The sequence below is a fragment of the Niveibacterium terrae genome (assembly GCF_048213115.1).
GTDB classification, from domain to species: domain Bacteria; phylum Pseudomonadota; class Gammaproteobacteria; order Burkholderiales; family Rhodocyclaceae; genus Niveibacterium; species Niveibacterium terrae.
This window is the reverse complement of the sequence record NZ_CP172404.1, coordinates 863,047-877,722: the sequence shown is the minus strand read 5'-3', so window position 1 is coordinate 877,722 and position 14,676 is coordinate 863,047. Positions and strand designations below refer to the sequence as shown.

The window sequence follows — 14,676 nt, the reverse complement described above, 5'->3', positions numbered from 1 at the left end:
CCCGGCGCGATGAACATCTCCCGCCCCTTCATCGAGCGGCCGGTCGCGACTTCACTGATGATGCTGGCGATCCTGCTCGCCGGCCTGGTCGGCTACCGCCTGCTGCCGCTCTCCGCCCTGCCCCAGGTCGATTACCCGACCATCCAGGTCTCGACGCTCTACCCCGGCGCCAGCCCCGACGTGATGACCTCGTCGGTCACCGCGCCACTGGAGCGCCAGTTCGGCCAGATGCCCGGCCTGAAGCAGATGTCCTCGACCAGCTCGGGCGGCGCTTCGGTGATCACGCTGCAGTTCGAGCTCTCGCTGAGCCTCGACGTCGCCGAACAGCAGGTCCAGGCCGCGATCAACGCGGCCGGCACGATGCTGCCGACCGACCTTCCCAGTCCGCCGATCTACAGCAAGGTGAACCCGGCCGACACGCCAGTGCTGACCCTCGCGATCACGTCGAAGACGCTGCCGCTGCCGCGCGTCCAGGACATGGTCGAGACGCGGATCGCACAGAAGATCTCCCAGCTGCCCGGCGTCGGCCTCGTCACGCTCTCTGGCGGGCAGCGGCCCGCGGTGCGGATCCGCGCGAATCCGAAGGCGCTGGCCGCGGCCGGTCTGGGCCTCGAAGACGTGCGAAACGCGATCGCCAACGCGAACTCGAACCAGGCCAAGGGCAGCTTCGACGGCCAGGCCCAGGCCTCGACGATCGACGCGAACGACCAGATCCGCTCGCCAAGCGGCTACCGCGACCTGATCCTCGCCTACAAGAACGGCGCGCCGCTGCGCTTGGGCGATATCGCCGAAGTCGCCGACGACGCCGAGAATGTCCAGCTCGCAGCCTGGGCTGACAAAAGCCCGGCGATCATCCTGAACATCCAGCGCCAGCCGGGCGCCAACGTGATCGAAGTCGTCGACCGCGTCAAGAAGCTCCTTCCCGCTTTGAAGGACAACCTCCCCGGCGCCGTCGAGCTCAGCGTGCTGACCGACCGCACCGTGACGATCCGCGCCTCGGTCGAGGACGTCCAGTTCGAACTGCTGCTGTCGATCGCGCTGGTCGTCATGGTGATCTTCCTGTTCCTGCGTAATCTGTCGGCGACGATCATCCCCAGCGTCGCCGTACCGCTGTCGCTGGTCGGCACTTTCGGAGTCATGTATCTGGCCGGTTTCTCGGTCAACAACCTGACGCTGATGGCTCTGACTATCGCAACCGGTTTCGTCGTCGACGATGCGATCGTGATGATCGAGAACATCGCCCGCTTCCTCGAAGAGGGCGACTCGCCGCGGGAAGCCGCGCTGAAGGGCGCAAAGCAGATCGGCTTCACGATCGTGTCGCTGACCTTTTCGCTGATCGCGGTGCTGATACCTCTGCTCTTCATGGGCGACGTGGTCGGCCGGCTGTTCCGCGAATTCGCGATCACGCTGGCGGTCGCGATCCTGATCTCGGCCATCGTCTCGCTGACGCTGACGCCGATGATGTGCGCGCGCTTGCTCCGCCATGTGCCCGAGGACAAACAGGGCCGCTTCTATCACGCGATGGGCGCGTTCTTTGAGCGGGTCATCGCCGGCTACGGCAGGTGCCTCGGCTGGGTACTCAAACATCAGGGCGCAACGCTCGCGGTCGCGATCGCGACTCTGGCGCTGACCGTGCTGCTCTACATCGTTGTGCCCAAGGGCTTCTTCCCGGTTCAGGACACCGGCGTGATCCAGGGGATCTCGGACGCGTCGCAAGCGATCTCTTTCCCGGCGATGGCGGATCGCCAGCAGGCGCTCGCGCGCGAGATCCTCAAGGATCCGGCCGTCGAGAGCCTGTCCTCGTTCATCGGCGTCGATGGCAACAACGCGACGCTCAATTCCGGCCGCCTGCTGATCAACCTGAAACCGCTCGCCGAGCGCGGGATCTCCGCCTCCGACGTGATCCGCCGGCTGCAGACGCGCGTCTCGACGGTGTCGGGCATCACGCTCTACATGCAGCCGGTCCAGGATCTGACCATCGAGGACCGGATCAGCCGCACCCAGTACCAGTTCACGCTGGAGGACTCCGACCCGGCACGGCTGAGCCTGTGGGTTCCCAAGCTCGTCGAACGGCTCTCCCGCGAACCGATTCTCGCCGACGTCGCGAGCGACCTTCAGGAGCAGGGCCGGCAGGCCTGGATCGAAGTGGACAGGGACGCAGCCGGTCGCCAGGGCATCACGATGAACGCGATCGACAACGCGCTGTACAGCGCTTTCGGTCAGCGCCTCGTCTCGACGATCTTCACCCAGTCCAACCAATACCGGGTCGTGCTCGAAGCCGAGCCCCGCTTCCATCAAGGTCTGGCCGCGCTCGAAGCGATCCACATCCCGGGCGCCTCCGGCCAGATGGTGCCGCTCGCGGCGATCGCCCACGTCGTCGAACGGCCGACATCGCTCGCGGTGAGCCACCTCGGTCAGTTCCCGTCCGCGACGATCTCGTTCAACCTCGCCCCCGGCGTCGCGCTGGGCGATGCGGTCGAGCGGATCCACGCGATCGAGGGCGAGATGGCGCTGCCGGCGAGCCTGCAGACCAGCTTCCAGGGCGCGGCCCAGGCCTTCCAGTCCTCGCTGAACAGCACGCTGCTGCTGATCCTCGCCGCGGTCGTGACGATGTACATCGTGCTCGGCGTGCTCTACGAGAGCTACATCCACCCGGTCACGATCCTCTCGACCCTGCCCTCGGCCGGAGTCGGCGCGCTGCTCGCGCTTCTCGTCTCCGGCAGCGATCTGGGAATCGTCGGCGTGATCGGCATCGTGCTGTTGATCGGTATCGTCAAGAAGAACGCAATCATGATGATCGACTTCGCGCTCGACGCCGAGCGCAATGAAGGCAAGAGCCCGGCGGAGGCGATCTATCAGGCCTGTCTGCTGCGCTTCCGGCCGATCCTGATGACGACTCTGGCTGCGCTCTTGGGTGCGCTGCCGCTGATGCTGGGCTCGGGCGTCGGATCCGAGCTGAGGCGCCCGCTCGGCATCACGATGGTCGGTGGCCTTCTGGTGAGCCAGGTGCTGACGCTGTTCACGACGCCGGTGATCTACCTCGCGTTCGATCGCCTCGCCCGCCGCCTGCGCGGCGCGCCGCTCGCCGACGAGAGCCCGGCGGCATGAACTTCTCCGAGATCTTCATCCGCCGCCCGGTCGCGACGACGCTGCTGAGCCTGGGCATCGCGCTGGCCGGACTGGTCGCCTACAGCCTGCTGCCGGTCTCGCCTCTGCCCCAGGTCGACTTCCCGACGATCTCGGTCTCGGCGAATCTGCCCGGCGCCAGCCCCGAGACGATGGCGGCGACGATCGCGACACCGCTGGAGCGCTCGCTGGGGCAGATCGCCGGAGTCACCGAGATGACTTCGAGCAGCTCGCTGGGCCAGTCCCGGATCACGCTGCAGTTCGATTTGGCGCGTGACATCGAGGGCGCGGCCAACGATGTCCAGGCGGCGATCAACGCCGCGCGCGCCAGTCTGCCATCGAGCCTGACCCGCAATCCGACCTACCGGAAGGTGAACCCGGCTGACGCGCCGATCATCATGCTCGCGCTGACCTCCGACACGATGAGCAAGGGCCAGATGTACGACGCCGCCTCGACGGTGCTCGCGCAGAAGATCGCCCAGATCCAGGGGGTCGGTCAGGTCAATGTCGGCGGCAGCTCGCTGCCAGCCGTGCGCGTCGAGCTGAACCCGACCCAGCTGAACCACTACGGAGTCGCGCTCGAGACGGTGCGCACCGCGATCGCCAACTTCAATGCGAATCGCCCGACCGGCTCGCTACAGGACGGCGAACACCGTTGGCAGATCGCCGTCAACGATCAGGCGAAGACCGCGAAGGAATACATCCCGCTGGTCGTGTCGTGGAAGAACGGCGCCCCGGTCAGGCTCTCCGATGTCGCGACGATCCGCGACTCGGTCGAGGACGAGCGCAACGCCGGCGTCGCCGACGGTAAGCCCTCGGTGCTGCTGATCATCAACCGCCAGCCCGGTGCGAACATCATCGACACCGTGGACCGGATCCGCGCCCAGCTGCCGATGCTGCGCGCTTCGGTTCCAGCCGCGATCAAGCTCGATGTCGTGATGGACCGGACGCCGACGATCCGCGCATCGCTGCGCGAAGTCGAACGGACCCTGCTGATCTCGGTCGCGCTGGTCGTCATGGTCGTCTTCCTGTTCCTGCGCCGGGGACGGGCGACGCTGATTCCTGCCGTCGCAGTGCCGGTCTCGCTGATCGGCACGTTTGGCGTGATGTATCTGGCCGGCTACAGCCTGGACAACCTGTCGCTGATGGCGCTGACGATCGCGACCGGTTTCGTCGTCGATGACGCGATCGTCGTGCTCGAAAACATCAGCCGCCACATCGAGGCCGGAGAAAAACCTTTTGCGGCGGCGCTGCGCGGCGCCCGCGAGGTCGGCTTCACGGTGATCTCGATCAGCGTGTCGCTGATCGCGGTCTTCATCCCGATTCTGGCGATGGGCGGCATCGTCGGCCGGCTCTTCCGCGAGTTCGCGGTCACGCTGTCGGTCGCGATCCTGATCTCGCTCGTCGTCTCGCTGACGACGACGCCGATGATGTGCTCGCGCCTCCTCAAACCCGTCAGCCCCGAGCCCCCCGGCCGCCTCGCCGCCTTCGCCGAGCGCCTGCTCACCCGGCTGACCCGCGGCTACAGCCGCTCGCTCGCTTGGGCACTAGACCACGGCCCGCTGATGATGGGCCTGCTCGCTGCGACGATCGCGCTGAACGTGCTGCTCTATGGCGTCGTGCCCAAGGGCTTCTTCCCGCAGCAGGACACCGGCCGGGTCATGGGCTTCGTCCAGGCCGATCAGAGCATCTCCTTCCAGGCGATGCGGGGCAAGATGGAGGCTTTCGTCGCGATTGTCCGCCGGGATCCCGCCGTCGATTCGGTGACCGGCTATACGGGGGGCGGGCAGACCAACAGCGCGCGGCTTTTCGTCTCGCTCAAACCGGTTCGCGAGCGCCGGGAGTCGGTCGATGAAGTGATCGCCCGGCTGCGCAAGAAGACCGCGCGGATTCCCGGAGCGAACCTGTTCATGGTCGCGGTCCAGGACATCCGCGTCGGCGGCCGCTCGAGCAACGCGCAGTACCAGTACACGCTGCAGGCCGACGAGCTTTCCGCCTTGCGCACCTGGGAACCGAAGATCCGCGCGGCACTGACGCGCCTGCCGCAGCTCGCCGATGTCAATACCGACCAGGAGGATCACGGCCAGCAGACGACGCTGGTGATCAACCGCGATGCGGCGATGCGGCTGGGCCTGAACACGAAACAGATCACCAGCCTGCTCAACGACGCGTTCGGCCAGCGCCAGGTCTCGACGATCTACGAACCGCTGAACCAGTACCACGTCGTGATGGAGGTGGCGCCGGAATTCCGCACCGGACCCGACGCGCTGAAGCAGACCTATGTGACCAATGCGGGCGGCCTCGCGGTACCGCTGTCCCAGTTCGCGAGCTGGGGGCCGACCGCGACCCCGCTGTCGGTCAATCACCAGGGTCTGTCCGCCGCCTCGACGATCTCGTTCAACCTGCCGATCGGCGTGTCGCTGTCCGAAGCGACGGACGCGATCAGCGACGCGATGGCGAGAATCGGCGTGCCAGCCAGCGTGCATGGCAGCTTCCAGGGCACCGCCAACGCCTTCCAGGCATCGCTGTCCAGCCAGCCCCTGCTGATCCTGACCGCGCTGATCACGGTCTATCTGGTGCTGGGCATCCTCTACGAGAGCCTGATCCACCCGCTGACGATCATCTCGACCCTGCCCTCGGCCGGCGTCGGCGCGCTGCTCGCGCTGCTCGCGACCGGAACCGAGTTCAGCATCATCGCGCTGATCGGCGTGCTGCTGCTGATCGGCATCGTCAAGAAGAACGCGATCATGATGATCGACTTCGCGCTCGACGCGGAGCGCCGTGAACAGCTCTCGCCGCGCGAGGCGATCCACCGCGCGGCGGGTCTGCGCTTTCGCCCGATCATGATGACGACGATGGCGGCGATGCTGGGCGCCGTGCCGCTCGCGCTCGGCTCCGGCGACGGCGCCGAGCTGCGCCGGCCGCTCGGCATCGCGATCGTCGGGGGGCTCGCGGTCAGCCAGCTTCTGACGCTGTACACGACGCCCGTCGTCTATCTCTACCTCGACCGCTTCCGCCGCTGGACCCTGAGTCTGCGCCACGGCAGCGGAGAACTCGTGCCGCAGGAAAACGCATGACGATCCCCGCAATCCTCCGCCCCCTCCCTCTGCTGATGCTGCTCGCCGGCTGCGCTGTGGGTCCCGACTACGTCCGCCCCGACGCGTCGGTGCCCGAGCAGTTCCGCGAACAGACGATGGCCGGCAAGAACTGGCAGAGCGCCCGCCCCGCCGACGATCTGGCGCGCGGCAGCTGGTGGCAGGCCTTCGGCGATGCCGAACTCGACGCGCATCTCGCCCGGGTCGATCTGGGCAACCAGAACATCCGCCTCGCCGAAGCCCAGTACCGCGCCGCGCTCGCGCAATCGGCGAGCGCCCGCGCCGGTCTCTTCCCGACCGTCAAGGCCGATGCGTCGGGCAGCCGCGGCCAGAGCGGCAGCACCAAGACCACCACGAACAGCTATGCGGCGGATCTGACCGCGAGCTGGGAGCTCGACCTGTGGGGGCGCGTGCGCCGCGCCAGCGAAGCGGCCCAGGCCAGTGCCCAGGCCAGCGCCGGAGACCTCGAATCGGCGCGGCTCTCGGCCCGCGCGCTGTTCGCGCAGAACTACTTCGCGCTGCGCATCGCGGATCAGCAGCTCAAGCTCTATACGCAGACCGTCGCCGCCTATCAAAAAGCGTTGGAGCTGACCCGCAACCGTCTCGCCTCCGGCGTCGCGACGCGCGCCGACGTGGCTCAGGCCGAGACCCAGCTCGCGAGCGCCAAAGCCCAAGTTGTGGAGCTCGAACTCTCCCGGACCCAGCTCGAACACGCGCTGGCGATCCAGCTCGGACGCGCACCGGCCGACTTCACGCTCGCGCCGACCAATGCACTCGCAACGCCGCCGGCAATCCCGGAGGTGCTGCCTGCGGAACTGCTGCAGCGCCGTCCCGACATCGCCGCGGCCGAGCGCCGCGTCGCCGCCGCGAACGCCGAGATCGGCGTCGCTCAGGCCGCCTGGTATCCAACTCTGTCACTCGCCGCGAGCGGCGGCTACCACAGCAGCAGCTTCGCGGACTGGTTTTCGCTGCCCAACCGCATCTGGTCTCTGGGCCCCGAGCTGGCCGCGACACTGTTCGACGGCGGGGCGCGCAGCGCGGCGAAAGCCCAGGCCCAGGCGAACTGGGAAGCGACGGTCGCGAGCTACCGCCAAGCCGTTCTCAGCGCATTCGGCGAAGTCGAGGATGATCTGGCCGCGCTGCGCCAGCTCGACCAGGAAGAGCGCCTGCAGCGCGAAGCCTTGGCCGGAGCGCGCGAATCGCTCGCGATCGTGACCAACCAGTATCGGGCCGGGACCGCGACTTACCTCTCGGTCGTCCAGTCCCAGGTCACAGCGCTCGCGAGCGAGCGCAGCGTGATCGAACTTCAGGGCCGCCGCCTCGCCGCCTCGGTCGCGCTGATCAAGGCGAGCGGCGGCGGCTGGCAACAGAAATAGCCGTTGCGATTTCCCCCTCGCCCGCACCAGCGGGAGAGGGGTCGCCGGGATCAGAGGCCCAGGGAGTCCCAGATCTCGTCGACGCGGCCTTTGACGGCCGGGTCCATCTCTATCGGCCTGCCCCATTCGCGCGGGGTTTCGCCCGGCCATTTGTTCGTCGCATCGATGCCCATCTTGCTGCCCAGACCGGCCACCGGGGACGCGAAGTCGAGGTAGTCGATCGGCGTGTTGTCGACGAGGGTCGTGTCGCGCGTCGCATCGACCCGGGTCGTGAGCGCCCAGATCACTTCCTTCCAGTCGCGGATGTCGATGTCCTCGTCGACGACGATGATGAACTTCGTGTACATGAACTGGCGCAGGAAGCTCCAGATCCCGAACATGACCCGCTTCGCGTGACCCGGATAGGCCTTGCGGATGCTGACCACGGCGAGGCGGTAAGAGCAGCCCTCGGGCGGCAGGTAGAAGTCGACGATCTCGGGAAACTGCTTGACCAGCAAGGGCACGAATACCTCGTTCAGCGCGAGGCCTAACATCGCCGGCTCGTCGGGCGGCTTGCCCGTGTAGGTCGACAGATAGACCGGCTTGCGGCGCAGCGTGATCCGCTCGACCGTGAAGACCGGGAACTCGGAGACCTCGTTGTAATAGCCGGTGTGATCTCCGTAAGGCCCCTCGGCCGCGACATCTCCCGGGTGGATCACGCCTTCGAGCACGATCTCGGCGCTGGCCGGCACCTGCAGGTCCGAGCCCAGGCATTTGACCAATTCGGTCTTCGCGCCGCGCAGCAGACCTGCGAACTGGTATTCGGACAGCGAATCCGGAACCGGAGTCACCGCAGCGAGTATCGTTGCCGGATCGCAGCCCAACGCGACCGCGACCGGGAAAGGCTGGCCCGGATGGGCCTGCTGGAATTCGCGGAAATCGAGCGCGCCGCCGCGGTGGGCGAGCCAGCGCATGACGAGCCGGTTCTTCGCGAGCAGCTGCTGGCGGTAGATGCCCAGATTCTGCCGCGCTTTCTGCGGCCCGCGGGTCACGACCAGGCCCCAGGTCACGAGCGGCGCGACATCGCCGGGCCAGCAGTGCTGGATCGGCAGCCGGGAGAGGTCGACCGCGTCGCCTTCCCAGACCATTTCCTGGCAGGGCGCCGAGCCGACGAGCTTGGGCGTCATGTTCAGGACCTGACGGAAGATGGGCAGCTTCTCCCAGGCATCCTTGAGCCCCTTCGGAGGTTCGGGTTCCTTCAGAAAAGCGAGCAGCTTGCCGACTTCGCGCAGCGCGCTCTTCCAGTCGCCCTCCTCGCCCATGCCCAGCGCGACCCGCTCCGGCGTGCCGAACAGGTTCGCGAGCACCGGGATCTCATTGAGCTCGCCCTTGACGGTCGGCTTCTCGAAGAGCAGTGCCGGGCCGCCGGCACGCAGAACCCGGTCGGCGATCTCGGTGATCTCGAATTCGGTCGCGACGGGAACGGCTATGCGCTTGAGCTCGCCACGCTCTTCGAGCAGGGCGATGAATTCACGCAGATCCTTGTAACGCATGGCTTTATCCAAAGAAGACCTGGAAAGAGGCCGGCAGCCGCACGGAACGGCCCAGAGCCAGCGCGTAGTCGAGCACGAGACCTGCGAAGATAACCGCCCCTATCCAGTTGTTGTGCAGAAAGGCCTTGAAGCAGCGGGAGCGGTCGCGCTCCCGGATCAGCCAGTAGTGGTAGAGCGCGATCAGCGCGGCGATCGCGATACCCGCGAAGTAGATCGGACCGCGGTGGAACTGCCAGCCCACCCAGGACAGCAGAGCCAACGTCACCAGATAGCAGAGCATGACGGCCAGAACGTCGAAGCGACCGAAAGTGATCGCGCTGGTCTTGATGCCGATCTTCAGGTCGTCGGGCCGGTCGACGATTGCGTACTCGGTGTCGTAGGCGATCGCCCAGAACACGTTGGCGAGCAGCATGACCCAGGCGACGGGCGGCACGCTCTGCCAGGCGGCGGCGAAAGCCATCGGGATGCCGAAACCGAAGGCGATTCCCAGATAGGCCTGCGGGATCGCGAGAAAGCGCTTCGTGTACGGATAGCTCGCGGCGAGGAAGAGGGCCGGCACCGACAGCCACCAGACGAGGCGGTTCAGCCTGACGATCAGACAGAAGGACAGGATCGCGAGCAGCGCGGCGAGGATCAGCGCCTCTTTTGCCGAGACCGCTCCGCTCACCAGCGGCCGCTCGCGCGTGCGCTCGACGTGGCCGTCGAAAGCGCGATCCGCATAGTCGTTGATCACGCAGCCGGCCGAGCGCATCAGCACCGTGCCGAGCGCGAAAATCCCGATCAGGGTCGGCGAAGGCTGGCCGTCGCAGGCGAACCACAGCGCCCACAGGGTCGGCCAGAGCAGAAGCAGGATGCCGATCGGCTTGTCCAGCCTCATCAATTTTTCGTAGCGATCGAGTCTTTCGATCAGGTTCATGATCCGAGCTCCAGAATTGCCGGCAAAAAAACCTCGGTCAGCAGCAAGGGGGAGCCTCCGCGCAGGAAGCTGCGCCGTCTCGCCCAAAGCGGACCCTGTGCGCCCGAAACCGCTCGCGCGGCGCGCACGCGCGGATCCCCGCTCCCCAGCCGGCGAAAGGCGAGGCGGGTCCGGCTCACCATGGGATCGCCAAAGAGCAGGCACGCGAGCGGCCTTGTCCCCAGATCCTGCCATTCGCGCCAGGGGCCGGAGCCACACGCGACGAGCGAGCGGGCGAACACGACGGCACGCCCGTCAGCGCAGAGCAGCACTTCGCGAACGCGGACCCGGGCGATCCGCGTTCGGCCCAGCAGGCGTACTTCGTCGGGCAGAAGCGCGGCGAAGCGCTGACTGAGCACGCGCACTTCGAAGCGGGAACTGCGCGACGAGATCCTGTCGGTCAGCGATTCCTCGTGGCGCAGCCAGGGCGCGAGCCCATCGCAGCGAAGCGGCGCGAACAAGGCATTCCAGGGGTCGCGAGGCGAGCGGATCGTGCAGGCAGACATGCCTCTCATGATACCTGCTCGCCCGACAGGACGCCCCGGGCCTCATGCTAGACTTTCGGGCTGAATTCCAGGAGTACCGGATGGATCTGATCGCCCACGTTTCCCGCCAATTCGAAGAGAACGCCAACGCGACGCTCGCTTCGATCGAGACACTCGCCGCGCCGATCGCGCTGGCCGTCGAGACCCTGACCGAAACCCTGTTCAACAACGGGAAGATCCTCGCTTGCGGCAACGGCGGCTCGGCCGCCGGCGCCCAGCACTTCGCGTCCGAGCTGATCGGCCGCTTCGAGCGCGAACGCCCCGAACTGGCGGCGCTGGCGCTGACGACCGACGCATCAGTGCTGACTTCGACCGCCAACGACGAATCCTTCGAACAGGTCTTTGCCCGTCAGGTGCGCGGGCTGGGACAGGCAGGCGACACGCTGCTCGCGATCTGCCCTTCGGGCAACGCCGCGAACATCGTTGCGGCGATCGATGCGGCCCACCAGCGCGACATCAAGGTCATCGCGCTGAGCGGTGAAAAACCGGGGAAGATAGCGGAACTGCTGAATGAGAACGATGTGCTGATCTGCGTCCCCCATCAACGCAGCGCACGCATCCAGGAAATCCACCTGCTGATCATTCACTGCCTGTGCGATGGGATAGATTGCCTGCTACTGGGAGCCGAATCATGAAAATCCGTACTGTCATCCTCGCCCTGGCCCTGGCCTCGACCCTGAGCGCCTGCATTCCGATCGCCGCGACCGGTGTCGGGATCGGCATCGCGGCAACGATAGACCGCCGCACCTATGGCACCCAGATCGAGGACGGCAGCATCGAGAGCCGTCTCGAGTCGAGGATCAAGGAGAAGCTGGGTTCCTGGGGCCGGGTCTCGGTGACCAGCTTCAACCGCATCGTGCTGATCTCGGGCGAAGTGCCCTCCGAGAGCGCGAAACAGGAAGCTGCACAGCAGGTGTCGACGCTGCCCTACCAGATCCGCGTCGTGCACAACGAGATCCGGGTCGCGTCCAAGGCTTCCTTCACCCGACAGAGTGGGGACGCTCTCGTCACTTCGAACCTGAAGACCCTGCTGCTCGGATCCAAAGTGGTCTCCGGGGCCCAGGTCAAGGTCATCACCGAATCCGGGACGGTTTACCTGATGGGCATCCTGACCCAGCGTGAGAGCGACGAGGCGGTCCGGATTGCGACAGCGGCATCCGGCGTGCACAAAGTGGTCAACCTTGCCGAGATCGTCAGCGAAGAGCAGGCCAAAGCTCTGGATCACCCGACCGAAAGTCCCGCCAAGACTTCGCACTGAGAAGACTCAGGTGGCTGGCGGGATCGCGGCGAGGGTCAGCAACGCGCGGATCTCCCGCTCGGGCTGCGGCCGCGCAAAGTAATAGCCCTGGACCGAGTGACACCCCTCGGCGGTGAGAAAGTCGATCTGTGCCGCGGTTTCCGCGCCTTCGGCGATCACGTCGAGCTTGAGGCTCTTGCCGAGCTGGATGATCGCGCGAACGATCGCCGCATCGTCGGGATTCTCGGCGGCATCCTTGACGAAGCTGCGATCGACCTTGAGCCGATCCACCGGAAAACGCTTCAGATAGGAGAGGCTCGAATAGCCGGTCCCGAAGTCGTCGATCGACAGGCGAACGCCCAGAGCCTTGAGCTCGCGCATCGTCCTCAGCACGTCTTCGGCGTTCTGCATCAGCAGCGATTCGGTCAGCTCCAGCTCGATCAGGTGCGCGGGAATCGCGCTGCCCTCGATCGCATCGCGAACCGTCGCGACGATGTCGCTGCGCCGGAACTGCAGCGCCGACAGATTGACCGCGATACAGATGTCGCCCACCCCCTCTTTGCGCCAGCGCCTGACCTGCTCACAGGCCTGAGCGAGCACCCACTGCCCAATCGCGACGATCAGACCGCTGTCTTCGGCGACCGGGATGAAGCGCCCCGGCGGAACCGAACCCAGAGTCGCGCTGTTCCAGCGCAGCAGCGCTTCGACGCCGAGCAGGCTGCGCCCGGCCAGCTCGACCTGGGGCTGGTAATGCAGCGTCAGCTCGTCGCGCTCGATCGCGAGGCGCAACGCGCTCTCCATCTTCAGGCGCTCGAGCGCGCTCTCGTTCATCGCTTCGGCATAGAAGCGGAAAGTATTGCGCCCGCCCTCCTTCGCGCAATACATCGCCGAATCCGCGTTTTTGAGCAGCGTATCGCTATCCGCGCCATCGTCCGGAAAGACCGAGATGCCTATGCTGACCGAGCTGGACAGGCTCTGGCCGGCGAGCTCGAAAGGCAATTCCATCCGCTCGAGGATCTTCTGGACGATCCGCGCGATGTCCTCGAGATCGGAAATCTCGCCGAGCACGATCAGGAATTCGTCCCCCCCCTGCCGGCTGACCGTATCGGTCTCGCGCACCGCATTTCTGAGGCGCAAGGCCACTTGCTGCAGCAGCTGATCGCCGACCGCGTGCCCCAGCGAATCGTTGATCGTCTTGAAGCGGTCCAGATCGAGGACCAGCAACGCGGCCCGCCTCTCGCGACGCTGCGCGCGCGCGATCGAGCGCTCCAGCCGGTCGCGCAGCAGGGCACGATTGGGAAGATCGGTCAGTGAATCGTGATGCGCGAGCCAGGCGATCTGCGCCTCCCGGTCCTTGCGCTGGCTGATGTCTTCGACGACAGTCATGAACTGCGTCGCCCCACCCGATTCGTCGCGGATCAGCGAAGACGTGACCTGGGCCCAGACCGTCGAGCCATCGTGCCGGACGTAGCGCTTCTCGAGCGAATAGCTGCTCTGCCGCCCATCCAGGCAGGCCGCGATCGCTTCGAGCTCGGCAGGCAGATCGTCCGGGTAGGTCAGCGCCGCCAGATCGAGGCAGAGCAGCTGGTCCTCCGGATAGCCGAGGATGGAACAGATCTTCGGGTTGACCTGGGTGAGCCGCCCGTCCAGCGTGCGCAGCGCGAGTCCGACCTCGGCCTTCGCGAACATCAGCTGGAAGCGCCGTTCGCTCTCCCGCCAGGCCGCTTCGGTGCGCTTGACATCCTCCATCTCGACGTCCAGGCAGTACATCTCGGCTGTGCCGTGCGCATTGCGCGTCAGCACATGGCAGGAGAAGACCGGCACGGTCGCCCCGCCCTTGGTCCTGAGCGCGAGCTCTCCGGCCGGAATCGCCTCGCCGTACTCAAGCCATCGGCGATGCAGCTCGATCACGTCCTCGCGCATCGCGTCGGGGATGATCAGATCCTCCAGCCTCTTGCCCAGAGCTTCCTGCTGACTCCAGCCATAGACCCGTTCGCTGGCGCTGTTCCAGAACACGACCCGCCTCTCGCTGTCGTAGCCTTGAACCGCGATGTTCGGGATCTGCTCCATCACCTTGCGAAAACGCGATTCGCTCTCGTCCAGGGCCTGAACCAGCGCCCGGTGCGCGGACACGTCGATCAACACGCCCGCCAGGCCGGTGATGCAGCCGCGCTGGTCGCGCAGCACCGAGGCCGTATCGCGAACGGCCACCTCGTGCCCGCCGGCATCGACCATCCGGTATTCGATCTCGTGGTTCAGACCCAGCGCAAGCTGGGTCGCGCGCAGATTGCAGGCAAACTCCCGGTCTTCAGGGTGAAGGTGCTCGCGCCAGAAATCCTCGGCCAGCCATGCCTCGCAGGGGTAACCGAGCAGAGCCTCGGCGCGCCGGGAAACCTGGAGGTAGCGCCCGCTGGCGGGATCCATCTTCCACAGCACGACGCCCACCCCGTCGGAGAAATCCCGCATCCGACGGATCATGCCCGCCTGTCTGCGGCTCGCGACCAGCAGGGCCAGACCGGCGACGGCGAGCAGGAGCCCGCCCAGACCGAAGCTGAGCCCGGGCAGCAGCACCAACCAGTCAGCATCCAGCGCGCATCCGGACAGGCTCGCCAAGCTAAGCGCCGCCAGCCATCCGCATTCCCGCGTCCTCATCGCGCCCTCTCTGATCTCTGGCAAGGAAAGTCGAATCCTGGCGGCGCTCTCCAGTCCCGCCACAAAGGGTTTCATTCCCAGCACAAACCAAGCCGATGATATGACAACGCGGATGAAAATGGGATGCGGTTTTTCCGGTTTAGGGAGCAGACAGGATT

At 66.2% G+C, this 14,676-nt stretch carries 9 protein-coding genes; 5 read left to right on the top strand and 4 right to left on the bottom strand.

What is annotated here, in order from left to right; genetic code table 11:
- The first annotated feature begins 9 nt into the window (after positions 1 to 9).
- Genes ACHFB9_RS04005 through ACHFB9_RS03995 form a run of 3 tightly spaced genes read left to right on the top strand, consistent with a single transcriptional unit; the run spans position 10 to position 7,597 of the window.
- Positions 10 to 3,108 carry an MdtB/MuxB family multidrug efflux RND transporter permease subunit gene (locus ACHFB9_RS04005; protein WP_417069689.1) on the top strand — a complete coding sequence of 1,033 codons (3,099 nt, stop codon included), beginning with the start codon at positions 10 to 12 and terminating at the stop codon, positions 3,106 to 3,108.
- On the top strand, positions 3,105 to 6,203 hold the full coding sequence (locus ACHFB9_RS04000; protein WP_417069688.1) for a multidrug efflux RND transporter permease subunit: 3,099 nt from the start codon (positions 3,105 to 3,107) through the stop codon (positions 6,201 to 6,203). Before ACHFB9_RS04005 ends, ACHFB9_RS04000 begins: the two co-directional genes overlap by 4 nt.
- Entirely contained in the window at positions 6,200 to 7,597 is a 1,398-nt protein-coding gene (locus tag ACHFB9_RS03995; RefSeq protein WP_417069687.1) for an efflux transporter outer membrane subunit, read from the top strand. The genes ACHFB9_RS04000 and ACHFB9_RS03995 overlap by 4 nt, the downstream gene beginning before the upstream one ends.
- 50 nt (positions 7,598 to 7,647) lie before the next feature.
- On the opposite strand, the gene ubiD is transcribed toward ACHFB9_RS03995, so the two are convergent.
- The 3 genes from ubiD to ACHFB9_RS03980 are packed head-to-tail and all read right to left on the bottom strand — an operon-like array spanning position 7,648 to position 10,599.
- Entirely contained in the window at positions 7,648 to 9,129 is a 1,482-nt protein-coding gene (ubiD, locus tag ACHFB9_RS03990; protein WP_417069686.1) for a 4-hydroxy-3-polyprenylbenzoate decarboxylase, read from the bottom strand.
- A 4-nt stretch (positions 9,130 to 9,133) separates the two neighbouring features.
- Positions 9,134 to 10,045, bottom strand: a complete 912-nt coding sequence (gene ubiA, locus ACHFB9_RS03985; protein WP_417069685.1) for a 4-hydroxybenzoate octaprenyltransferase — start codon at positions 10,043 to 10,045, stop codon at positions 9,134 to 9,136.
- Entirely contained in the window at positions 10,042 to 10,599 is a 558-nt protein-coding gene (locus ACHFB9_RS03980) for a chorismate--pyruvate lyase family protein (protein WP_417069684.1), read from the bottom strand. The genes ubiA and ACHFB9_RS03980 overlap by 4 nt, the downstream gene beginning before the upstream one ends.
- A 71-nt stretch (positions 10,600 to 10,670) precedes the next feature.
- Here ACHFB9_RS03980 and ACHFB9_RS03975 point away from each other — a divergent pair, with 71 nt between their 5' ends.
- Positions 10,671 to 11,264, top strand: a complete 594-nt coding sequence (locus ACHFB9_RS03975; protein WP_417069683.1) for a phosphoheptose isomerase — start codon at positions 10,671 to 10,673, stop codon at positions 11,262 to 11,264.
- Positions 11,261 to 11,887: a BON domain-containing protein gene (locus ACHFB9_RS03970; RefSeq protein ID WP_417069682.1), complete on the top strand. Its 627-nt coding sequence runs from the start codon at positions 11,261 to 11,263 to the stop codon at positions 11,885 to 11,887. Before ACHFB9_RS03975 ends, ACHFB9_RS03970 begins: the two co-directional genes overlap by 4 nt.
- 6 nt (positions 11,888 to 11,893) lie before the next feature.
- Here the strand turns inward: ACHFB9_RS03970 and ACHFB9_RS03965 are convergent, their stop codons facing one another.
- Positions 11,894 to 14,518, bottom strand: a complete 2,625-nt coding sequence (locus tag ACHFB9_RS03965) for an EAL and GGDEF domain-containing protein (protein WP_417069681.1) — start codon at positions 14,516 to 14,518, stop codon at positions 11,894 to 11,896.
- Positions 14,519 to 14,676: the final 158 nt, after the last annotated feature.

Coding starts and splice junctions, on each gene's coding strand:
- ACHFB9_RS04005 (WP_417069689.1), top strand. CDS start 10: ATGAACATCTCCCGCCCCTTCATCGAGCGGCCGGTCGCGACTTCACTG.
- ACHFB9_RS04000 (WP_417069688.1), top strand. CDS start 3,105: ATGAACTTCTCCGAGATCTTCATCCGCCGCCCGGTCGCGACGACGCTG.
- ACHFB9_RS03995 (WP_417069687.1), top strand. CDS start 6,200: ATGACGATCCCCGCAATCCTCCGCCCCCTCCCTCTGCTGATGCTGCTC.
- ubiD (WP_417069686.1), bottom strand. CDS start 9,129: ATGCGTTACAAGGATCTGCGTGAATTCATCGCCCTGCTCGAAGAGCGT.
- ubiA (WP_417069685.1), bottom strand. CDS start 10,045: ATGAACCTGATCGAAAGACTCGATCGCTACGAAAAATTGATGAGGCTG.
- ACHFB9_RS03980 (WP_417069684.1), bottom strand. CDS start 10,599: ATGAGAGGCATGTCTGCCTGCACGATCCGCTCGCCTCGCGACCCCTGG.
- ACHFB9_RS03975 (WP_417069683.1), top strand. CDS start 10,671: ATGGATCTGATCGCCCACGTTTCCCGCCAATTCGAAGAGAACGCCAAC.
- ACHFB9_RS03970 (WP_417069682.1), top strand. CDS start 11,261: ATGAAAATCCGTACTGTCATCCTCGCCCTGGCCCTGGCCTCGACCCTG.
- ACHFB9_RS03965 (WP_417069681.1), bottom strand. CDS start 14,518: ATGAGGACGCGGGAATGCGGATGGCTGGCGGCGCTTAGCTTGGCGAGC.